This window comes from Chloroflexota bacterium (assembly GCA_034717495.1).
Taxonomy (GTDB): domain Bacteria; phylum Chloroflexota; class Anaerolineae; order JAAEKA01; family JAAEKA01; genus JAYELL01.
Genome location: JAYELL010000044.1, coordinates 20,153 through 41,531, shown reverse-complemented (window position 1 = coordinate 41,531; position 21,379 = coordinate 20,153). Strand labels below are relative to the sequence as shown.

At 58.9% G+C, this 21,379-nt stretch carries 17 protein-coding genes; 13 read left to right on the top strand and 4 right to left on the bottom strand.

Going from position 1 to position 21,379, the window contains the following annotated elements; genetic code table 11:
• Positions 1 to 189: 189 nt before the first annotated feature.
• Entirely contained in the window at positions 190 to 1,080 is an 891-nt protein-coding gene (gene ftcD / locus U9R25_08895) for a glutamate formimidoyltransferase (protein MEA3336010.1), read from the bottom strand.
• 179 nt (positions 1,081 to 1,259) lie between these two features.
• Here ftcD and U9R25_08890 point away from each other — a divergent pair, with 179 nt between their 5' ends.
• Positions 1,260 to 1,754 carry an acyl-CoA thioesterase gene (locus U9R25_08890; protein MEA3336009.1) on the top strand — a complete coding sequence of 165 codons (495 nt, stop codon included), beginning with the start codon at positions 1,260 to 1,262 and terminating at the stop codon, positions 1,752 to 1,754.
• Between the two features lie 50 nt (positions 1,755 to 1,804).
• Here U9R25_08890 and U9R25_08885 read toward each other — a convergent pair whose 3' ends face one another.
• From U9R25_08885 to U9R25_08875, 3 genes are read right to left on the bottom strand one after another with little or no spacing between them, the layout of a single operon-like run.
• A complete protein-coding gene (locus U9R25_08885) occupies positions 1,805 to 2,260 on the bottom strand; it encodes a cytidine/deoxycytidylate deaminase family protein (GenBank protein ID MEA3336008.1) in 456 nt (151 codons plus the stop codon).
• Between the two features lie 30 nt (positions 2,261 to 2,290).
• Complete coding sequence (gene upp / locus U9R25_08880; GenBank protein MEA3336007.1) at positions 2,291 to 2,917, bottom strand: uracil phosphoribosyltransferase; 627 nt, start codon at positions 2,915 to 2,917, stop codon at positions 2,291 to 2,293.
• 29 nt (positions 2,918 to 2,946) lie between these two features.
• A complete protein-coding gene (locus U9R25_08875; protein MEA3336006.1) occupies positions 2,947 to 3,315 on the bottom strand; it encodes a TraR/DksA C4-type zinc finger protein in 369 nt (122 codons plus the stop codon).
• Between the two features lie 258 nt (positions 3,316 to 3,573).
• Here U9R25_08875 and recJ point away from each other — a divergent pair, with 258 nt between their 5' ends.
• The 12 genes from recJ to U9R25_08815 all read left to right on the top strand — a co-directional run bounded on the left by recJ (position 3,574) and on the right by U9R25_08815 (position 21,377).
• The gene (recJ, locus tag U9R25_08870) at positions 3,574 to 5,313 is read left to right on the top strand and encodes a single-stranded-DNA-specific exonuclease RecJ (protein MEA3336005.1); all 1,740 of its coding nucleotides are present in this window, start codon (positions 3,574 to 3,576) and stop codon (positions 5,311 to 5,313) included.
• A gap of 28 nt (positions 5,314 to 5,341) precedes the next feature.
• On the top strand, positions 5,342 to 5,623 hold the full coding sequence (locus tag U9R25_08865; protein MEA3336004.1) for an AbrB/MazE/SpoVT family DNA-binding domain-containing protein: 282 nt from the start codon (positions 5,342 to 5,344) through the stop codon (positions 5,621 to 5,623).
• Positions 5,624 to 5,655: 32 nt separating this feature from the next.
• The gene (locus U9R25_08860) at positions 5,656 to 5,946 is read left to right on the top strand and encodes a hypothetical protein (protein ID MEA3336003.1); all 291 of its coding nucleotides are present in this window, start codon (positions 5,656 to 5,658) and stop codon (positions 5,944 to 5,946) included.
• A 113-nt stretch (positions 5,947 to 6,059) separates the two neighbouring features.
• Positions 6,060 to 6,890 carry an HAD-IIA family hydrolase gene (locus U9R25_08855; GenBank protein ID MEA3336002.1) on the top strand — a complete coding sequence of 277 codons (831 nt, stop codon included), beginning with the start codon at positions 6,060 to 6,062 and terminating at the stop codon, positions 6,888 to 6,890.
• A 169-nt stretch (positions 6,891 to 7,059) separates the two neighbouring features.
• Positions 7,060 to 8,754 carry an alkaline phosphatase family protein gene (locus U9R25_08850; protein MEA3336001.1) on the top strand — a complete coding sequence of 565 codons (1,695 nt, stop codon included), beginning with the start codon at positions 7,060 to 7,062 and terminating at the stop codon, positions 8,752 to 8,754.
• A gap of 9 nt (positions 8,755 to 8,763) precedes the next feature.
• The gene (locus tag U9R25_08845; GenBank protein ID MEA3336000.1) at positions 8,764 to 10,344 is read left to right on the top strand and encodes an O-antigen ligase family protein; all 1,581 of its coding nucleotides are present in this window, start codon (positions 8,764 to 8,766) and stop codon (positions 10,342 to 10,344) included.
• Positions 10,345 to 10,352: 8 nt separating this feature from the next.
• Positions 10,353 to 11,435 (top strand): glycosyltransferase family 2 protein, encoded by a 1,083-nt coding sequence (locus U9R25_08840; protein MEA3335999.1) that lies wholly within the window; start codon positions 10,353 to 10,355, stop codon positions 11,433 to 11,435.
• Positions 11,436 to 11,507: 72 nt separating this feature from the next.
• Positions 11,508 to 12,671: a glycosyltransferase family 1 protein gene (locus U9R25_08835; GenBank protein ID MEA3335998.1), complete on the top strand. Its 1,164-nt coding sequence runs from the start codon at positions 11,508 to 11,510 to the stop codon at positions 12,669 to 12,671.
• Positions 12,664 to 14,940, top strand: coding sequence for a hypothetical protein (locus U9R25_08830; protein ID MEA3335997.1), 2,277 nt, complete (start codon positions 12,664 to 12,666; stop codon positions 14,938 to 14,940). Before U9R25_08835 ends, U9R25_08830 begins: the two co-directional genes overlap by 8 nt.
• Entirely contained in the window at positions 14,940 to 18,494 is a 3,555-nt protein-coding gene (locus U9R25_08825; GenBank protein MEA3335996.1) for a glycosyltransferase family 39 protein, read from the top strand. Before U9R25_08830 ends, U9R25_08825 begins: the two co-directional genes overlap by 1 nt.
• A 26-nt stretch (positions 18,495 to 18,520) precedes the next feature.
• On the top strand, positions 18,521 to 19,636 hold the full coding sequence (locus U9R25_08820; GenBank protein MEA3335995.1) for a DUF1972 domain-containing protein: 1,116 nt from the start codon (positions 18,521 to 18,523) through the stop codon (positions 19,634 to 19,636).
• Entirely contained in the window at positions 19,611 to 21,377 is a 1,767-nt protein-coding gene (locus U9R25_08815) for a hypothetical protein (GenBank protein ID MEA3335994.1), read from the top strand. The genes U9R25_08820 and U9R25_08815 overlap by 26 nt, the downstream gene beginning before the upstream one ends.
• Positions 21,378 to 21,379 lie beyond the last annotated feature (2 nt).

Sequence of the window (21,379 nt, the reverse complement as noted above, 5' to 3'; positions counted from 1 at the left end):
AGCTCACGCACCGCCTGCTGGCGTAGCTCACGCACCGCCTGCTGGCGTAGCTCACGCACCGCCTAGCTCACGCATCGTCTGCTGACGTGCTGGCGTGCTAGCGAGGCTCAGGATGTCATTTGACCCGTTCGCACACTTCGATCGCTCCCTTCGGTCGCACTCAGTATGCAGACTGCGTAACTCCAGTAATTATTCTCCCAGCCGATTCTCCAACACCTGCTCCGCCCCAAAACCGTCCAACTGCAGGTACCACTGGGCGGCATCGAGCAAGGCCTGCTGGGGCAACATGCCGATCAACTCGCTATGGGTTACCAGAACCCCGTAGCGCGCCGCTTCGCGGCGGATCATCTCCACCACCGTGTGAATGGCAGTCCTGCGGAAATCGGTCAGGTTCATGGAAACCTGGGCCTGCCCCTCTACCAACATGCCCAGTGCCTTGACATATCTCAGTCCCCCACCGGAATGACGAATCCGTTTGGCAATCCTGTTGGCAATCTCCACATCATCGGTGTTCAGGTAGACATTGAAGGCTATCAAAAAGGGCCGGGCGCCTACCGCCGTCGCCCCGGCCGGCCCCAAACGACGGGGGCCATAGTCAGGCTCGCGGGCCGGATCGCTGCCGATCGACTCCCGGATTCCCTCGTACTCCCCCTTGCGCACATTGGCCAGGTTCCTGCGCGCCGGACGGGTGGCCGCCGCTTCGTAGAGATAGACAGGGATATCCAGTTTCTCCCCCATCCGCTGGCCAAGCCGTTTTGCCAGATCGACGCAGTCCGCCATGGAAACTCCCTGTACCGGGATGAAGGGGATCACGTCGGAGGCACCCATGCGGGGATGTTCTCCCTGGTGCTCGTCGAGATCGATCAAGCGGGCGGCCTGCCGGGCAGCCTGGAACGCGCCCTCCAACACCGCCTCCGGTCCACCGACAAAGGTCACCACCGTGCGATTGTGGTCGGCGTCGCTCTGGACATCCAGGACCGACGCGCCATCCACGTCAGCGACCGCGGCCACGATGGCGTCGATCACCTCCTGCCGGCGGCCCTCACTGAAGTTTGGAACACATTCCACGATTTTTCGCATCGCTTTTTTCTCCTGGGTTCGTCTTGGTTAGTGATGGGGAGGTAGATAAGTAGACAGGTAGATAGGTAGATAAGTAGATAAGTAGATAAGTAGACAAGTAGACAGGTAGACAGGTAGACAGGTAGACAAGTAAATAAGTAGACAGGTAGACAAGTAGGCAAGGTAACAGGTGCGGAACTATGTCAAACGTTGGAAAGAAAGCATCCGAATCCGCTGTGGAGACGACCCAGATCATCCTGCCATCCCATGCCAATCCGCTGGGCACGGTGTTTGGTGGACAGGTGGCAGCCTGGATCGATCTCTGTGCCGGCGTGGCAGCCATGCGACATGCACGCCAGGTCGCCGTGACCGCCTCCATGGACGACCTGCATTTCCTGGCGCCTGCCTATGTGGGAGAGGTGCTCGTCCTGCAGGCCCAGGTCAATCGGGCGTTCGGCTCTTCGATGGAGGTGGGCGTCAAGGTTGAATCGGAGAACCCACTTACTGGCGAACGGCGGCACACGGCGACCGCCTATCTGACCTTCGTTGCCCTGGATAAGCACGGGAACAAGGTGCCGGTGCCACCTCTGGAACCGGAAACCGACGCCCAACAACGCCGCTATCTCGAGGCGGAACAACGTCGAAAATGGCGCCTGGAGCGCCGTCAACGGCGCATCGATTGCTGCGACGACTGACTGCAAACGACAGGAGCGCTGCAACTGGGGCAGTGACGGAAACGGTTTGTTCAGTCGCTGTTCTCAACAGGCCCATCATATTTCTGCAGTGCGACGCCCGCCTGGGCCAGAAATGCCACCGAGTTCTCATCCGGGTAGTGTCCAGCGTAGACCACCCGTACCAGCCCTGCATTGATGATCATCTTGGCACAGGTGAGGCAGGGTTGGTGGGTAACGTAGAGAGTGCCGCCCCGCAGCGTGACCCCATGCTGAGCTCCCTGAATGATGGCATTTTGCTCGGCATGCAGTGTTCGTACACAGTGCCCATCCACTATCAAATGACCGATGTCGTCGCAATGGGGTAAACCGGCCGGCGATCCGTTGTAGCCCGTGGTGAGTATCCGACGGTCCTTGACGACGATCGCTCCTACCCGCGCTCGATCGCAGGTACTGCGCCTGGCGACCTGAAAGGTAATGCCCATGAAATAGTCGTTCCATGGGGGACGTTTGTGACTTATCTCAGCCATTTGACTTCTCGAAGCATCGCGCGGAGTCAATCACCCGGTCCCGAACTGCCGGTCGCCAGCATCGCCCAGGCCAGGCACGATGTAGCCGATCTCGTTAAGCCGGTCGTCGACCGCTGCCAGATGAATCGGCACATCCGGATGGGCGCCGGACAGCCTTTCAATGCCCTCGGGAGCAGCAATGATGCCCACAAACTTTATCCGCTGAGCGCCCCATTTCTTGAGGATATCGACCGTCGCGGAAGCCGATCCGCCGGTCGCCAGCATCGGGTCCAGGATCAGGCAAACCTGAACGGTGGGCGCGACCGGCAGCTTGTTGTAGTACTCGACGGGACGCAATGTGCGTTCATCGCGATAGAGTCCGATGTGCCAGACCTCCGCGGAGGGCATCATCTCCCAGATTCCCTCGACCATACCGAGACCGGCCCGCAGCACCGGTACAAGACCGATGTTTTCGGTCAGTACATGCCCATCTGCCAGGCCCATGGGAGTCTCAACGGTGGCGGAGGATACCCCCAGGTCCTGCGTAGCTTCATATGCCAGTAGAATGGCCAACTCCCGCACCAGCTCGCGAAATTTCTTCGGCTCGGTGCGTTTATCGCGCAACAAGGTGAGCTTGTGTCTGATCAATGGATGGTTGGAAACGTGAACGTCAGCCACTTTACTCTCTCCGATCCCAGGGTGTGATGTCAACGGCTGTATTGGTGGGATGAACGTTTGGCAATGCGCTCAATCTCGCGCTGGCAATCCAGGCACATGATTGCATCGGGTCGAACTTCCAACCGGGCGGGATCGATCTGTTGGCCGCATCGTTCGCAGATGCCGTAGCGGCCTTTTTCGATGGCTCGCAGGGCAGTATTGATGGACTCGAGCCGCCGTTCCATGGCCACGAGCAGCGCAAGATTTTTCTCCCGTTCCGCCAGGTCAGGATCGCCCTCGTCAACATCTGCATCCACTTCACCCTGCAACCACTCGCGAATGTGTTCAATGTCGTCGAGTACTTCCAGCTTTTCCTTTTCCAGCTGTTCACGCTCGGCACTGGTATCAATCTGTCGCATCTTGTCGCCCCGGTTCCTTTCTCAAAACGAGTGTCAGTCTCAAGCCTGAACACCCGGCTGCGCCGCACGCTCCACACAACCCAAAGCAGGCAGGAACGCCTGGCACGCGGATCAACCATTGTTTTAGATGGTGCTAATTTATACCACGAGTTGGCGGCAGAGTCAATGATCATATCATACCCACGTTGCCCGTTTTTGCGACGTAGGCTATAATCTGTCCATACACTGGCGAAATGCCATCCGGACCTGATGCAATCCATGAAACTACAAGAAAAACAATGGAACCTTCCCGACCCGGTTCCCGAAGAAGTCCTGGCCCGTTTGCCCCATGTGCCTCCTTTGATCCTGCAGCTGCTCGTCAACAGGGGGATAACCGATTCTGATAGAGTCGATGCCTTCCTGGACGGCGAGGCACGTGCGGAAAACCCCTTTCAAATGGCGGGCATGAGCCAAGCTGTGACGCGCATACGCGACGCCATTCGCCGCGGCGAACGTTGCGTTATCTATGGCGACTTCGACGCCGATGGCGTCACGGCTACCGCTCTGATGGTGCAAACGCTCAACGCGCTGGGAGCCAGGGTAGAACCCTACATTCCCCATCGGGTGGACGAGGGATACGGGCTTAACAAGGACACCCTGACCCAACTGGCCGGCGAAGGATGCGATCTTCTCATCACGGTTGACTGCGGTATCCGGGCGGTAGACGAAGTCGCCTACGCCAACAGCCTGGGCATGGATGTGATCATCACCGATCATCACTCGGTGGGTCCAGCGTTGCCACCCGCTCTGGCTGCCCTTGATCCGAAGCAACCTGTCTGCCGCTACGAGTTCAAGGGGCTGGCCGGCGTTGGCATTGCTTTCAGGCTTGCCCAGGCGCTGCTGCGCTCCCACCACCAGGTTCCGATTCGGGATGACCTGACGGTGACATTGGACGAGGGGGACCTGCTGGATCTGGTGGCTATTGGCACGGTAGCCGATCTGGCGCCCTTGCTCGACGAAAATCGTTGGCTGGTTCGTCGTGGCCTGGAACGCATCAATCAAGCGCCCCGGCCAGGCCTGCAGGCGATCATGTCGTTGGCCGGCATCGCGCCCGGCCAGGTCACCTCCGGCACGATCGGCTACGTGATAGGACCCCGTCTGAATGCGGCTGGCAGGATCGATAGCGCTATGCTTAGCTATGAGTTGCTCAGCACAGACGACGTGCTCAGGGCAACGGAACTGGCACTGCAACTGGACGGACTCAACCGGCAGCGCCAGGATTTAACCGCGGCGGCTCTGAAAGAGGCTCAAGAGCAGATCGAGGCCAGGGATTCGGACGCTTATCTTTACATGGTGGCTGAGAAGAATTTCAAGTCAGGCGTCGTCGGCCTGGTGGCGGGCCGCCTGGCAGAGGCCTACTACCGGCCAGCCCTTGTGTTGGAACTGGGCGATGAATGCAGCCGGGGCAGCGCGCGCAGCATCCCCGAATTCAATATCACCAAAGCGCTAGATCGCTGCGCCGAAGCGGGCCTGCTGGTCCGCCATGGCGGCCACGCTGCCGCGGCCGGCTTTACCGTCGAGAACTGCAACCTGGACGCTTTCCGTGCCATGTTGCAGGATATCGCGGCCGAAGAACTGGCGGACAGGGACCTGAAACCGAGTCTCGTTATCGACAAAGAGGTCCTCCTGGGCGACCTCGATTGGGCCACCTGGGGATTATTACAGCAACTGGAGCCAACGGGAATCCTCAATCCTCAGCCATTGCTGCTAAGCCGGGGGTTGCAGGTGCGCGGGGCGCGCCAGGTAGGCAGCGAAGGCGCCCACCTCAAGCTGTCGGTCAGTGATCCGGAGGCCGGGCCGCGTAGCCAAAAAATCTGGGACGCCATCGCATTTCGCCAGGGCCATTGGTTCGGACACCTGAAAAGCCGCGTGGACCTGGTCTACTCGCTGGATGAAAACATCTGGAATAACCAACGACGGCTTCAATTGGTCGTACACGATCTAAGGCCGGATTCCTGACGCCTGCAATGTACAACGGAGGCAAAAAATGCGCATACGTGTAGCGAAAGTCGGTACCCGCAACCGGATCGTCCTGCCCCCCGAGGTCATGGATGTGTTAGGTGTCAATTCCGGCGATGCTGTCTTTTTCGTGATACGTGGGCCCGGCGTGCAACTGAGTCGGAGTCCGGAGAACTACGAGGAATACCTCCTGTTGCACAGTGAGACGCTGCCTGCTCCCGAGGATTTCGACCTGGACGAGGTCGATTCTTGCCAGATCCGCTTCCCATGGGCAGAACGTGGCGACCCCGACGCCTCCATTGACAATTGACAATCGGTTATTGACTATTAGACAGGTCTTCAATGAGCACAGCAAACAGTTCGAACAGGTCATCCCTTGGGCGTTTCTCAGGCCCGGTCAAAATCGGCCTGGCCGCCGCAACGTTGGCCCTGGTCCTGGCCCTTGTGGGAATCGCGCGAGGCAATGTTCCCCTCAATCCATTGAGCATTCTTCTGGCACTGGGGATTTCCGCCGGCAGTTGGGGATTGGTAGCCTGGGCCGTAGCGACCGCTGCCTGCGACGTCGAAGCTGATCTGGCAGAGGTTCAGCAGGCCGCCGAGGCGGAAGATTCGTCCAACGCCACCTCCGATTAGCCAGGCCCTTTTTTGACTCATATCCAGTCGTTTCATCTTGCAGTACCTGAATGGCCCTGTGATGCTGCAAGCCAAACTCAAGCATTCTCGAAAGCCAGTGGAATCCATCAAAAATGACTTCTAACCTTTTGAATTCACTTGTAAACCGAGACTCTTTTTCCGCAGAAGCCTTCCTGCTGGACGGCGATGGCGTTCTATACCGCGGCGCGCAACCCTTGCCCGGCGCTCAAGAGTTTCTCACCCTCCTGGCAGATAGCAACACTCCCTATCTCCTGCTGACCAACAACGCCACTCGCACACCCCGGAACATGGCCGAAAAGCTGACCGCGCTGGGCTTTGCCATAGCGCCGGAGCATATCTTCACATCGGCGCAGGCCACTGCCCAATGGCTCGGCGACCGCTATCCGGCCGGGAGTCGAATCCTGATCGTGGGAATGGAAGGCCTGGCGGTTGCCCTGCAGGACGCTGGCTATGAAATCGTCGATGATTACCGGGAGACCGATCTGGTGGTAGCTTCGATGGACCTGGCGATCAACTATCCGAAGCTGGCAGAGGCTGCCCTGGCAATTCGGCGCGGCTGCCCCTTCATCGGTACCAATCCCGACCGTTCCTATCCCGAGGAGAGGGGAATCGTGCCGGGTGCCGGGTCGATCATCGCTCTGCTGGAAACGGCCACCGACGTCAGCCCCGTTTTCATCGGTAAACCGCAGCCGGAGATGTTCCTTCAGGCGTTGGAGCGCATCGGCCGGCATCCCGGGGAGACTGTCATGGTGGGCGATCGCTATGAGACCGACATTCTGGGAGGGCATCAAGCGGGTCTTCGCACAGCAGCGGTTTTGACTGGCATCACGACGGCGGAGGAATTCGCCGCGGCCAACCCGCCGCCAACCCATGTTTTCCCGGGATTGCCAGATCTCATGGTTGCGTGGCAAAACGCTGGTTGATCACTGGTTCTTCAAAGCTTGTCCCAGCCCGTAGGCGCGGCTATAATGAAGGCTTGCGAGGGAGGCATATTCGTGTCGCCTCCGTTTGTCTGGAATTCGGGCCTGTTTATCCTGGCAGGGAGGCCATGCCGCCGGTTGGGCCTTTTTCCAGATTGCGGGAAAACCATCTATGTCATCTGGACCAAGACTCCTTATCATCGGCCTGGACGGGGCCACCTTCGACTTGATCACTCCGTGGATATCGGAGGGCAAACTGCCAAACATCGCCCGGTTGATCGAAACCGGGTCGAGCGCGCGCCTTCGCTCGGTTCCCAATCAGAACAGCGCCCCCGCCTGGAGCAGTTTTGCCACTGGCAAAAATCCTGGAAAACACGGGATCTATTATTTCGACGAGCGGATCGAGGGCACCTACAACAAACGTTATCTCAACGGTGGCTTTCGCCAGGGGGAGAGTTGGTGGCGCCTCGCCAGCCAGGCAGGCAAGACAGTTGGCGTGGTAAATGTGCCCATGAGCTATCCCGCCGAAACGGTCCAGGGAGTAATATTGGCAGGCCTGGACGCTCCTGGCCTTGACAGCCCGAATTTCAGTTACCCACCAGAGTTGATCCAGGAACTTCAGGCCAACGTTGGCGATTATATCATAGAGCCTGGTATTCCCAGCTACATGAAAATGGGGCGACGCGATCTGGCCGAACAGGCCATCTTCGAGGCGGCTGAAAAACGCCTGGCTTACGTAAGCTACCTGATGAACAGCCGTTCCTGGGATGTCTTCCACGTCACCTTCACCGCCACCGACGCCGCTCACCACTTCTTCTGGAAGGACATGGATCCAACCCACCCGGAACACGATCCCGTCGAGGCCGTTCGCTTCGGAGACACGATCGAGCGGGTGTACCGGCGCATGGACGGAATCGTGGGAGAACTGTCATCGCTGGCGCCCGACGCTGCCATCATGCTGATGAGCGACCACGGCGGGGGGTTCAACCAACGGGGTGCAGAATACCTCAACGATTGGCTTGCCAGCATCGGCCTGTTGCACTACGTGGATGAAGCGGGACTTGAAACAGGCCTGGTGCAAAAGATCGAACAGCTCGCCATGATGCCACTCAGGTGGGGATATGATTTAGTGGACCGCAATCTTTCCCGGGATGCCAAGCTCAAGCTGGTGAAACTGTTGCCAGGCGTCCGTGAGCGGATGGAAATGGCCATGACCTTTGGCAACATCGACTGGAGCCGAACCCGGGCCTATGCCTATGGCGCCAGAGATGATCTGTGGATAAACCTGGAAGGGCGCGAGCCGGGTGGCATCGTGCCGCCATCGCAGTACCAGGCACTGCGCGACGAGATCATCGAAAAACTCCATGCCAGCCGCGACCTGCAGGATCATGAGCCGGTGTTGAAGCAGGCAATCAGAAGGGAAGCTGTTTATCACGGGCCGAACCTGCACAAATCGCCCGATATCCTTATCCGCTGGCAAGAAACGCGCGTCATCCGGGGCATCTATTTGCCACAGGCAGGTCAGGCGCCGCCACCGGTCCGGCCACTGAGCCCCAACCTTAACAACGGTGGCCATCGACTTCACGGTATTTTCGTATTGTCAGGGCCCGGCATCCACCCCGATTCCCAGTTCCAGGAGGGCATCCTGTGGGATCTGGCACCGACGATACTTCACTACCTTGGGCTGCAGGTGCCCGATGATATGGATGGTCGGGTATTGGCAGAAGCGTTCCAGGAGGACTGGCTGGCTGAGCATCCGGTACACTTTGCCCAGGGAACAGGTGAGACCGGGTCGGGCACCGACTATGACAGCGGGCAGCAACTGTTGATCGACGAGCGCCTGCGCGGCCTTGGTTACGTACAATAGCGACGAACAATGACCTCGCAAACCTCTGCCGGACAACAATCACCCAGGGCGCTACTCTGGCCGACGATTCTGCTGTTGGGCCTGGCGATCCTCGCGGTTCTGATATTTCTCAATCCCATGTGGGCGGTGCTGGTCCTGGTGGCGCTGGCCAGCCTTGTAATCACATGGCGCTACCCCTTTGGGAGTCTTGGCGCACTGGTGGTGCTACTGCCATTCCACGAGGGCATTCAGCGAATCCTCACCTGGCAATGGGGATGGGCGGCCAGCCGGATTACCCTGTTCTCCCTGTGGAAAGAGGGTCTGATCCTCTTGCTGTTCGCCGTCATGATTCTGCAGCATCTCACCAAACCGGAGCGTCGCATTCGCTACAAGGTTTACCATTTTGACCTCTGGTTAGTGGCGTTGGCGCTGCTTTCGGCGGCCTATATCGTTGTGGCTGCCACCGGTGAGATCGGTGTTTTCGGCTTCCGCAACTACTTTGAACCCATCGCTCTGCTTTTCCTGGCTCGCCTCATGCCTTATTCGAGACGGGACCTTCGACGCCTGTTGATCGTGCTGGCATTGGTGGCAGCTCTTGTGGCGGCTTACGGCATTTACCAGGCTCTGTTTATCGATTTTGCCACCATGGTACAGCTCGGCTACGTGGATGAGTTCGGCAACCTGCCGTTTGCCTTCAAAACAGCCCTGCGGGATGCCCAGCCCCGCCCCCGGGCGATCTCCACCGTTACCGGTCCTAACCAGCTGGCAATCTATCTCAATCTGTTCATCCTGCTGTGTGGCTATGCCCTGCTCTACATGGGGCAGCAGGGCCAGGTGGCGGGGGATAACCAGTCGCTGCGGTCCCGCTACCGGTTGGGCAGCACCCTGCCGTTGCTTGCCTTGATCCTGCTGTATGGCGCCTGTCTGCTCTTGACCTATAGCCGTGGCGGACTCGTGGCCCTTGGCGCCTCGATCCTGGCCGGCGCAGCCATCTATCTTTACGATCGAGGGTTGAAACGTACCTGGCGCGAGATCACCTCCAATAAGTTGGTCATGGCCGGCCTGGTGGCACTGATCATCCTCGCCCTGGTCGGTGTCGTGGTCTCAGGATTTGGGCAACGGGTCTGGCGCGGTCTCACGGGCCAGGATCCTGCCGCACTCGGACATGTGGACTCCCTGGTATATGCCGTAAATTTCGTGACAGAGAACCCCGTTGGCACCGGTATGGGCATGGCAGGGCCGCGAGCGCTGCGTTTTCAGAGAGAATCAGAGATACCGCTGGAGATCGAGCACACGGAAAGCACCTATCTGCAATTCGGTATGGAGATGGGCATCTTCGGCATGTTGCTCCTGATGCTCTTTTTTCTGTCTCTGATTGCAACACTCTGGCGCCTTCGAAAACGACAAAAGCAACGCGGCGATCTGGAAGCCCAGATGCTGACCGAGGTGGCGCTGGTTGCATGGATCGGCATGTTGGCTGTTTTCACTGTCACACCCTTGATGCAGAATTTCCTGGTTGCCAGTTACCTTTGGCTGATGGCCGGTTTCGCCTTCCACCTGGACGCCTACGCCAGACCGGCCAGCGTTGAACCGAAGAGAGCAGAAGGCTGACTCAAGCTATGATACCAGGCGAGGTGACAGAAGGTGCCGATCCCGATTTTTCGATCATCATCGTCAATTGGAACACCCGGGATCTGCTGAGAGCATGTTTGAGCTCGATTTTCTCCCAGCCAGACGTGACGATCGTCGATCCCGATGGCACCCTGTCGGATTCGAGGCCCTGCTCCGGCGGACAACCGCATGGCAGCTCTGCCAGATTGTCGGTGGAGGTCATCGTCGTCGATAATGCTTCGTCCGATGGCAGCATCGCCATGTTAGAGGACGAGTTTCCCCAGGTTCGACTGCTCGCGAACCAACGAAACCTGGGGTTCGCAGCCGCCAACAATCAGGCCATCACCCGGTCAAACGGCCACAATCTCTTTCTGCTCAATCCGGATGCCTATTTATTACCCGGCGCCCTCAACGGCCTTGCAACCTTTCTGCGGAATAAGCCGCAGGCTGCGGCTGTTGGTCCCAATGTACTGAATCCGGATGGCTCCTGGCAAGCGGCCTCGTTTCGCTTTCCCACCCTATGGGATCTTTTCTGTGAGGCGGCCTTCCTCAGCGTGATTTGGCCTCGAAGTCCCTTATTCGCGCGTCGGGAATTGGGCGGTTTCAACCGGGACACAGAGCTGGAGGTGGATTGGGTCCAGGGTTGCGCGCTGGCAATCCGTCGCGAGGTCTGGAATGAGGTAGGCTCCTTCGACGAGGCCTACTGGATGTACGTCGAGGAATTGGATTGGTGTCGGCGCGCCAGGGAACGGGGCTATCGCATCTTTTTCACGCCCGATGCCCAGGTCGTTCACCACGGCAAACAGGCCGTTGCTCAAGCCCGGGGCGACCTGTTGCCCCTGGGATTCCGTTCCCATTTTCGCTATTTTGGCAAATTCGAGGGACGAACCACCGAGCTTGCCGTGCGGGCGATTACGATTGTCGGTATGGGATTTCGTGCCTCCGTCAGTGCGGGCATGATTGTTTTGACCAGTGGCGCCCAACGGAATCGCTGGAAGGAAAACTGGCGCGCTTATACAGGAGTGATTCGGCAAGCCTTGAAGCCGCGGTCTGAGCCAACACCTCCGGTCAACCCGGTTTCCCTGCTATGATTCAAAAGAAACTCATCGGGCCTTTAGCGCCGCTGCAGCGATTCAATTTCTGAGCAGGTGCCCATCCCTAACATGCATGTCGCGATTGATGCCCACATGGTGGGCGAAAACGAAACGGGAAACGAGACCTATACGCTGAACCTGGTGCGTGGATTGCTTCGAATCACTCAGGAAGCAGGCTCGCGCGACCTGGATCCAGTACGGCTCTCCCTGCTCAGTCCCCATCCTGAACGGCTTCGCACCCGTCTGGCCAGCCTTCCTTCCCATGCCGAGATCAGAACCTTGCGTCCCGGCAATGCTCTTCTGCGTATCCCCTTGAGCCTGCCGTTGACAGCACGGCGCCACCGGTTCGATCTGCTTCATGTGACCTACAATGCCCCTCCAATCACCCCCTGCCCTACGGTGGTTACCGTTCACGATATTGCATTCGAGCGCTATCCCCAATTCTTCTCGCCGAGAGATCAGGCCATCCTGAGAACCCTGGTACCTCCCAGTATTCGCCGGGCAGCCCGCGTCATCACTGTCAGCCAACACGCCAAACGGGAGATCATGGACCGCTACGGGATACCGGCTGAGAAGATCGCCGTCACCTACGAGGCAGCCGCCGATCACTTCAAGCCGGTGGTCGACAGGTCGGCCCTGGATGCTGTCCGCGAAAGGTATGGAACAGGTCCCTCACCCTTTGTGCTGGCTCTGGGCAATCTTCAGCCCCGAAAAAATATGGCGCGATTGGTCGAGGCGTTCTCAGCCGTGGCACACCTGCCCCAGTTCGATCAGGTCAAACTGGTGGTCGCCGGCAAAGCCCAGTGGCGGGAGAGTGACATCTTCGAGGCTGTCGAGGGGCGCGGGCTAACCGACCGGGTAATCTTTCCCGGTTATGTGGACGACAACGATGTTCCGGCCCTCTACAGCGCGGCTTCACTCTTTGTGTTTCCGACGCTCTACGAGGGATTCGGCCTGCCTCCCCTGGAAGCCATGGCCTGCGGCACTCCGGTCGTCTGCTCCAACGCAGCATCGCTGCCGGAGGTGGTAGGCGACGCTGCTGTTCAGGTTGATCCTACCGACACGGACGCGCTAGCAAAAGCGATGGCCGATGTCCTGGGGGATCCCAACCAGGCAAACGAGCTTAGAGAAAGAGGCCTGGAACGAGCAGCCCGATTCTCCTGGGATCGCTGCGCAGCCGAAACCCTGGCAGTCTACCGGGAAGTGATGCAGGAGAGAGAAGCCAATGGCTAGCCTGGTGCCTCCCTCCGGCGAAACAATACAAGCCAGTCCTGATTCCAGCGCGGCCACATCGTCTGGCGCGCCCTGGCTGCGCCTGTTGCTTCAGGCACTTCCATGGCTCATGCTGCTGATCCTCACCCTGCTCAATCTGGCCTACATCAAGCGATTGGGCCTGGTCGACGATGCCTACATCACCTACCGGGTGGCCCGCAATCTGGCCAGCGGCCATGGTTTTGTCTTCAACCCGGGCGAAGCAGTCTTGAGCATCACGACCCCTGGTTATGCGCTGGTATTAGCTGCACTTTCATTTTTGAGCCAGGATTTTGTCGCTCTCGGTCTGATCCTGAGCGGCGTCGGTGTTTTTCTCGCCGGTGCCTGTCTGATCGATCTCAGCAGGGTGGATCGTTACCCCAAACTGGGCGATCGCTGGGGCCTTACAGGTCGAACTGCCCTATCTGCCCTTGGAGCGCTGATTGCCGTCTCACTGACCCTCACCTTTCCACCGCTCACCAGTGCCCTCGGCATGGAGACCCCCCTTTATGTGGCTGCGATCCTGGCTGCCTTTGCGGCCTACCGGCGCGCCCTGCAACAGGATAGGAGGGGGACCGGTGACTCGTGGTTGCTGGTAACAGCCGTTGCGGCCGCCCTCGCCTTTCTCTTTCGACCTGACGGCATCCTTGTGGGACTCAGTATCGGACTGCACTGGATCGCCACCCGCCGGCGAGTGCCATGGCGCGCCCTGGCCGTCGGTTTGATCCTGACCGTGCCCTGGGTGATCTTTTCATGGCTGTATTACGGATCTCCCATCCCCAACACCCTGGCGGCCAAGACAACCCAGGGATTGGGCGGTGGGGTTCCTCGTTGGGGAGCTCGGCTGCTCGACATGGCCTCTCTCTGGCTCGATATTCAGTCGCTGGCCGCGATCGCGGCCCTGCTCGGTTTGGCAACCGCTCTCTGGTGGCGCAGAGAGGACCGCCTGCCTCTGCTGTTATGGACGTTGCTCTATATCGTCGCGCACACCTGGCTCGACGTGCGCAGCTATTTCTGGTACTACGTGCCCCTGGCATCTGTACCAGCCCTGCTGGCGGCTGACGGCGTGGTTGCCCTGATCGCCTGGTCAGGTCAGCGCTTAGGCCGCAGCCGCTGGGCAACCGCGACTGTTTGGGTGGGCGCGCTGGTCCTGCTGGCCCTGGTTCTTCGCCCGATCCCGCTCGCCATGCGCTACTTGATCCGGGGGCCCGGGCCCGATTTACGCGTTCGGGAACATGTTTATCGACAGACGGGCGAGGCACTTCGGGCGATGTGCAACGAGGCCGGCGGCGGTCCTCTGGTGGGCATGGCCGAGATAGGCCTGATGGGCTACATCAGCGATTGCAGAATCGCCGATTTTTCAGGCCTGATGCAGCCCGATATCGCCCACCTCGAGATTGCGCCCTACAACAAGATGGTCTGGTCGATCCAGCGTTACGCGCCCGACCTGATCGTGCTCGCGGCCGATGACGACGCCGTTCCTTACAACCTGGTCGAAGCCCCCTGGTTTCGCCAACGGTATGAGCCGACAGCGATCCTGAAAGAAGACGAATTTCGTGCTTTCGTCTTCCAGCGAGGACTCGGACCCTCCCAGGCACGCGAGACGCGTGAGGCGGTTTGGTGGAAAACTGGCGATCAGCCCACAGTATTCTCCCAGCAACTCATCTTCGAGCCCGGCAGTGATCCCGAAGCTTCTCTGCACGCGTTCCTGCCTCCGGACAGCGCCCTGGACGTTCTGGTGAATGGACAACTCGTTTCCCAGTTGCAGGGCGAGCTGGCAGATTGGCAGGATATCCCTTTACAACTGACACCTGACGAGTCGGGCCTGGTACTGCTCGAACTGCAGGGAACAGCCGGCGAACAACCTGCAACCGTTGCCTGGATCATCAGCAACGCCCTGCCGGCAGTCCATTACTTTGTGCCCATGGCAGATGCCAGCACCCGTCCCCGTCCCACTGTGCGCCTGGATCCCGGCGTAGCAGAGAGGGTGCGGCTGGCACCCTCTGGTGAAGGCCCGTTAGCAATCGAGTTGTTGCACCGCGACTGGCCAGGCGTCGAACTGGCGGTATCGGTCGACGGAGAACTCGTGGATGTGGTGGGAGGATCTGACGGCTGGCAGACTGTGCAGGTGCCCCTTTCGAACGATGCCCGCTCAGGAGTGGAGATCGAACTGCTCAGCCAGGGCGAACACTTCGCCCGTCCGGCCTACCTGGCCCTGGTGCCCTGGACCGATCAGGTGGCGAGCCCGTGATGATCGAACAGGCAATCCTTCGCGCCAGCGCAACGGAAAGCCGGGAGGAGTTTGCCGCGGCCGAAACACCAGGAGAAGCCGGCTGGTTTTCCAGATACGGACCCTACCTCTTGCTCGCCGTTGCTGTCGCAGTCCATCTGCTGTTCTGGATCTCCATTTTCACAGGATCTCTCAACATCTTCTTCAACGATGCCCTGCACCGGCGAGGCCAGGGCGCTGATTTCTACGCCATTTACCTGGCAGGCACCCATGCGCTCCAGGGGACAAGTATCTACGATGCCACCGGCTGGCAGGAAGTAGTGCCCTATCTATATCCCTACCGCTACATCCCCTTCGCTGCCTACACCCTTGGCCCCGTCGTTGCCCAGTTTCGACCAACCGATGCCTACTGGCTGTGGCTTATTGTCGTCGAGGCGCTGTTGCTGTTCAACCTGTGGCTGAGCTGGCGACTGGCCGGGACTTCCCGTCAGTTCGCCATCGTGGCGGCTGGCTGGCTGGCCTTTACTCCCTTCTACATGGAACTCTTCATGGGGCAGTTCAGCATGGTTATGGTAACCCTTTTCTATATCATGGGTGCCAGCCTGTTTCGTACAGCGCAGGACCACAGATCCGATCAGGGAGACGGCACCGCGATCTATCAGAAGCAGGGCTGGGAGTCTCTGTCATTTTCAGGTGCATGGATCCTCTCGCTGGTTTGGAAGAGCAATTCGGCCCTGTTTACACCCCTCGTCGTTCGACTGAGGGCCTGGCGAACTCTGCTGATCGGGCTCATGGTGCTGTTGTTGACCACCCTGCCCTACTTTCTGCAGCGCCCTGATGATTGGCAGGTTTTCTCACGAAATTTTCAGGCACCCACCTATCTGGGTGCCCATGCAGGCAACTTCGGGTTACACGCGTTCCTGATGGCTGTGCTTCGCCGCTTCCTCCTCTTGCGAGAGCCGCTGCCAGGATTGCCGCCAACGCTTCCGGCCGGTGTATGGATCGTTCAATTGTTGGTAGGGACGATAGCGCTGATCAGTCTGCTGGTGACCTTCGCGCCGGTCGAGATCGTCATTCCCAGACTGTTTCGTCGCTCTGCTGCCGCCATCGACGGCTGGAGAGATCGCTTCGATCCGGTGGAAGGCCTGGCTCTGTGGATCGCGGCCTACTTTCTGATCTACCGGGATGTCTGGGAGCATCATTATGTCATGTTGTTGCCGGCGCTCTCCCTGCTCTGGCTCAAACGGGACTTCCCCAGAAAGCTATTGGCCGTTGTCTGGGTCCTGGTAGCCGCCCCCTCCCTGCTCTGGCTCTTCGACGTGGCCGGCCCCAAAGACCCTGAGCAATTCTGGCTCTTCTGGCAGGCGGCTCTCTACCATAGTACCAAGTCGTTGCCTGTTCTGATTCTCTGGGGCGTCCTGGTTCAACGGGCATGGCGCCGAGCCCAAACCCCTGAAATGGCAACAGCGTTTCTCTCATGGGATCGACAGCGTCTGGGGAGGGCCGTGGGCCGGCTGGCGCCCCTGCTTATTCTGCTGTTGGGCTTTGCCCTGCGATTGGATCAGCTGGGAACTGCCAGCCTCTGGCTGGACGAGATGGGCCAGGCCTCGGAGTCGATGAATGGCCTGCTGGAAGCGCTGACAGGTGCCCAGCGTCATCATGGCGCGGCGCCGCTGGATTACCTCTTTACCTGGCTAACCCTGCAAATCGGCCACAGTGAATTCCTGGTGCGCCTGCCCGCTGTCATGTTCGGCACCCTGACTCTGGCGCTCACCTACCAGTTGGCCCGCGTCCTTTTTGATGACGTGACCGGTTTATTGGCCATGCTGTTGCTGGCTATATCCCCCTTTCACCTTCATTTCTCCCAGGAAGCACGCTTCTATGCGCTGTTCGCTTGCCTGGCGGTTGGCAGTTCTCTGGCCCTGGTTGTGGCTACCCGGCGAGACAACAAACTGGGCTGGATTATCTATACGGCGACCGTGATCGCCGGGCTCTACAGCCATTATTTCATGCCTCTGGTGGTGCTGGTTCAGGGCATGGTGCTGTTGATCTATCCCACCTTTCGAGTCCCTGATAGAAATCAGCAGACAGGGCGCCGTTGGCAAATCGTTTTTCATTTTCTGCTAAGCTGTCTGATTGCGGCTGTCGCCTTTCTACCCTGGTTTTATCTGGCAGTGCTGCGGGAGACAGGCACGCCGCGGGCCACTCCCCCGATCTTGACGGCCGATCTGATCCACGCCATGCATGCCGGGCTTGTCTTCGGCGACGCGTGGCAACTGCCCGAGCTGTTTCAACCATGGCTGCTCTGGCTATACGGCATCCTGGCCCTTCTGGGCATCGCCGTTGGCCTGTTGCGGCCACCAACCAGGCCAGGAACCCTGTTGGCAACCCTGCTCCTGATTCTCTCCCCCGTGGTGATCGTCCTGGTTTTGAATCAGTTGAACTACTTTTTTACCGGGCGTCAGCTGCTCTTTTTGCTGCCCTTTTACCTGCTGATGGTTGCACAGGCAGGAGCTTCGTTGATCGGTTGGATCAGCACGGAGATTGAGAGTCCCCGCCGGCGCCGCGGGATGCAAACCGCCGCTGCTCTGCTCTTTGCCGCTATCCTGATCCTGCCATTGACCCCGATTGTCCAGGCCCGCTACAGCTCGACAGACCAGGATTGGCGCGGCGCGCTGGACTTCGTAACGTCCAATGCCCGGGATGATGAGGTTGTCCTTGTCCCCGGCATCAAAGCGGAAAACTACCTGCGATTCTACGCGCCCGAGTGGGTGGACCGACTGGGCTGGCAATATGAGACTGGTGAGATTGAGGATGCGGTTCGCAAGAGCAGCAGCGGATGGATTTTGGTAGTTTCCGGCTTCTATGAGGTAAACTCCTTTTTACAGCAAACGGATGCCCTTCGCATTCCCTTTGGTCCGAACTTGAATGTCTACCGGTGGCGGCCAACGAGGGAAAGAGCGGCACAACTTGGTGATTTCGGCATTGAAAGTTTGCCAGAAAACCCGGCAGCCCTCGCGAGCCTGGCCAGGTTCTACAGAACAAACAATGACCCGGAGATGGCCGACCAGTTGCTGGCGCAAGCTGCTTCAAACACAGCAGACGAGAACGCCAGGTCTCGTTTCGAGCTCGACCGCGGCAACCTGTGGCGACAGGATGGGAATGCTGACCGTGCCATCGAAGCCTACCGCAACGCTCTCAACCTCTCACCAGACGACGTCGAGGCCATGATCCGCCTGGGCGAACAGTTGTTGATCACCGGGCAAACGGGCGAAGGCACGGAGGTTCTCAGCGACGCTGTGATACAGGCACCTGATAGCTACTGGGCCCGGCGACTGCTGGGCGAGGCTTTGCGCCAGACCGGCCAGCCTGACGTGGCAGCACACCACCTGCAAAAGGCGGTCGATCTGGCGCCGCTGGAAGCGGAAACCTACTTGCTGCTTGGGCGAGCCCTTGAGGCATGGAGCGATTCGATTGGCGCTGTGACAGCCTACGAACGCTATCTGGAATTGGCGCCGGAGAGCACCAGGGCGGATGAACTCAGGGAACATCTGGAAACGCTGCGAGGACAGTAACAACGAAAAATACCATGAGAATTGCCATGTTGGGCACCCGAGGGGTGCCGGCCAGTTATAGCGGTTTCGAGACCTGCGTCGAAGAACTTGGCAGCCGGTTGGTGGCTCGAGGCCACCAGGTGACCGTCTATGGGCGCAGCCACCACATTGCCTATGATCAACCTTTCTACAAGGGCATGCGGCTGGTGAACCTGCCTACCATTGCCAACAAGTACTTTGACACCATCGTGCACAGCCTGCTTTCCAGCATACACGCCCTGACTCAAGGCTACGATATCTGTCTCTATTTCATCGCAGGCAACAGCCTGGTGACCTGGATTCCCCGACTGGCCGGCCAGCGAACCTTGATCAATGTGGACGGCCTCGACTGGAAGCGGGAAAAGTGGCCGCCCCTGGCGAAGCGCTATATCCAGTTCGCCGAACGAATGAGCACCATATTGCCCAATGCCGTGATCACCGACAGCAAGGTGGTTCAACAGTACTATCTGGAAACCTACGGCACTGAGTCGACCTATATCGCCTATGGCGCGGAGTTGCCCCGTCGAGAGCCGGGTAAGACCCTCTCCCGTTTTGGCCTTGAGCCAGGCGGATACGTGCTCTTCGTAGGGCGGCTCGTTCCCGAAAACTGCGCCCACCATCTGGTCCAGGCCTGGCTCCAACTCGACACCGACCTGAAATGTGTCATCGTTGGCGATTCTGCCTATGCCGATGCCTATAAGGCCCAACTGCGCCAGTTGGCCGGCGATGATCCCCGTATCATCTTCACCGGTTACCTCTTTGGTGAGGGTTATCAGGAACTGAACAGCAATGCCTATGCCTACGTATTGACCAGCGGCGTGGGGGGTACCCATCCTGCTCTGGTGGAAGCCATGGCCTTCGGCAATGCCGTCGTGGTCCACAATACGCCTGAAAACCTGGAGACCATCGACGATGCGGGGCTCTGGTACGATGGAAAGGCTGGCGCTGCCTCATTGGCGCCGGTGTTGGAGACGCTCATCTCAGCACCTGCTCTGGTCGATGCCTATCGCAGCCGCGCGGCGGAGCGGGCGGCCGCCGTCTATAGTTGGGAGGCGGTAGCCGATTCCTACGAATCCCTGTTCAAGCTGGTACTGGATCATGGAAAGCTTCTTTCGCAAGAGTAGCCGGCTCCTATTGCTCATCCTGGTCGTCGCGGCATTTCTTGTCACCCGGGATCCGGACAACGACTACGCCTTTGGCGACTCCCGTTATCTGCTGGTCACTTCCCAGGCCCTGCTCTCCAGCGGGACGATCAGGTTGGATGATTACCTGGATGATCCCGACGACTCAAGGCTGGTCGAGTCGGGTGGACATCTTTACGACTACTTCCCCCTCGGCACCTCCCTGTTGGCCTCCCCTGCAGTCTGGCTGGCAAATCTGCAGGGGCAGGATATGACCGACATCGAACAAAACAAGACGCTGCAACACACCCTGTCGGCCCTATCCGCGGCTCTGATCGTTCTGCTCATCTACCTGTTAAGCCGGTGCTTTGCAGGTTACGCCCTCAGTATCCTTTTCACTGCTGTGTTCTTCTTCGGAAGCTCCATCGTCGCAACACTGGGTACGGCGCTTTGGACCCATAACTTTGCTCTGATCATCACGCTCTTCGTACTGCTGATGTTAGTCTATGATGACCGGGGAAAGCGCCCTGCCAATCCCTACCTGCTTGGTTTACTCTTGTTTGCAGCCTACCTGATTCGACCAATCCTGGTCATGTTTGATCTGGCAGTGCTGCTCTACGTACTGATTTGGCGCCGGGAGCTTTTCCTCAAGCTTTCCCTGACCCTGCTTGTTTGTCTGGCGGGCTTCATTCTCTATTCCTGGCGCGAATTTGGCCAGCTGTTACCGCCGTATTACCAGCCCAAACGGGTGAGCGGCGCGGGCAGTTTCTGGACAGCTTTGCTGGGAAACCTGGTTAGTCCAGGGCGCGGGCTGCTGATCTACAATCCATTTCTGCTATTGCCCCTTCTGGTCCTGCCGTTCGTGATCAAGGCGTCGATCCGCCAGCCGCTGTTCTGGCTGGCGGTGGGCTGGCTGGCCCTGCATCTCGTTATAATCAGTAGGTTTGGACACTGGTGGGGCGGCTGGTCGTTTGGTAGTCGCCTCACCGTGGATGTTATCCCGGCGCTGCTTTTGCTGACCTTGCTGCTGACCAGGGCAGCTATCGAACGAACGTCGGTCCCGTGGCAGCGGGCAGGCCTGGGCACCTTTGCTGCCCTATCTGTCGTAGCCATCTTTTTCAACAGCTATCAAGGACTATACAATTTTGACACCTTTCTGTGGCACGAGTGGCACGGACCTGAACCTGTCAGACAGATTGAAAGGGAAGCCTACATCCTGGATTGGAAATACCCGCAGTTTCTGGCCAGCAGCGAGATGCTGGTCAGACGCAGCGAGCAGTACCATCGCGCCGATGGCATTCAGCCCTTCCCCTTGGGGCAGACGATCCTGCCCGACAACACCCAGGTTACCTTCGAGCGATGGTACGATCCCGAAGAAGATGGCAACGGGCAGTGGCGCTGGTCGCAGGGGGACTGGGCCAGCATCCACTTCAAGGTTTCGAGAGAAAACATGCCCAGGCAGGGCCAGATGGTCCTGGAAATCGATGCCAGCCCCTTTCAACCCCAGGAAGTCACCGTGATCCTGAATGGCCAGACTATTGGATCCATCGATCAGACGCAACCTTCGGTTTTCCGTTTTCCCTTCCAAGCCTCCCTGCTCAGAAAGAATCCCCCTCGACGGCACTTCAATACGCTGACCTTCGAAACGCCGGGCGCCGTCAGCCCGATATCGATCGACCCGACTTCGACCGATGATCGGATAGTAGGTCTGGCGTTGCATCGCCTTCAGTTGATTGTACCCTGACC

Bases quoted from the DNA above. Each gene is read 5' to 3' on its own strand.
- ftcD (MEA3336010.1), bottom strand. From the start codon at position 1,080: ATGCGAAAAATCGTGGAATGTGTTCCAAACTTCAGTGAGGGCCGCCGG.
- U9R25_08890 (MEA3336009.1), top strand. From the start codon at position 1,260: ATGTCAAACGTTGGAAAGAAAGCATCCGAATCCGCTGTGGAGACGACC.
- U9R25_08885 (MEA3336008.1), bottom strand. From the start codon at position 2,260: ATGGCTGAGATAAGTCACAAACGTCCCCCATGGAACGACTATTTCATG.
- U9R25_08875 (MEA3336006.1), bottom strand. From the start codon at position 3,315: ATGCGACAGATTGATACCAGTGCCGAGCGTGAACAGCTGGAAAAGGAA.
- recJ (MEA3336005.1), top strand. From the start codon at position 3,574: ATGAAACTACAAGAAAAACAATGGAACCTTCCCGACCCGGTTCCCGAA.
- U9R25_08865 (MEA3336004.1), top strand. From the start codon at position 5,342: ATGCGCATACGTGTAGCGAAAGTCGGTACCCGCAACCGGATCGTCCTG.
- U9R25_08860 (MEA3336003.1), top strand. From the start codon at position 5,656: ATGAGCACAGCAAACAGTTCGAACAGGTCATCCCTTGGGCGTTTCTCA.
- U9R25_08855 (MEA3336002.1), top strand. From the start codon at position 6,060: ATGACTTCTAACCTTTTGAATTCACTTGTAAACCGAGACTCTTTTTCC.
- U9R25_08850 (MEA3336001.1), top strand. From the start codon at position 7,060: ATGTCATCTGGACCAAGACTCCTTATCATCGGCCTGGACGGGGCCACC.
- U9R25_08845 (MEA3336000.1), top strand. From the start codon at position 8,764: ATGACCTCGCAAACCTCTGCCGGACAACAATCACCCAGGGCGCTACTC.
- U9R25_08840 (MEA3335999.1), top strand. From the start codon at position 10,353: ATGATACCAGGCGAGGTGACAGAAGGTGCCGATCCCGATTTTTCGATC.
- U9R25_08835 (MEA3335998.1), top strand. From the start codon at position 11,508: ATGCATGTCGCGATTGATGCCCACATGGTGGGCGAAAACGAAACGGGA.
- U9R25_08830 (MEA3335997.1), top strand. From the start codon at position 12,664: ATGGCTAGCCTGGTGCCTCCCTCCGGCGAAACAATACAAGCCAGTCCT.
- U9R25_08825 (MEA3335996.1), top strand. From the start codon at position 14,940: ATGATCGAACAGGCAATCCTTCGCGCCAGCGCAACGGAAAGCCGGGAG.
- U9R25_08820 (MEA3335995.1), top strand. From the start codon at position 18,521: ATGTTGGGCACCCGAGGGGTGCCGGCCAGTTATAGCGGTTTCGAGACC.
- U9R25_08815 (MEA3335994.1), top strand. From the start codon at position 19,611: ATGGAAAGCTTCTTTCGCAAGAGTAGCCGGCTCCTATTGCTCATCCTG.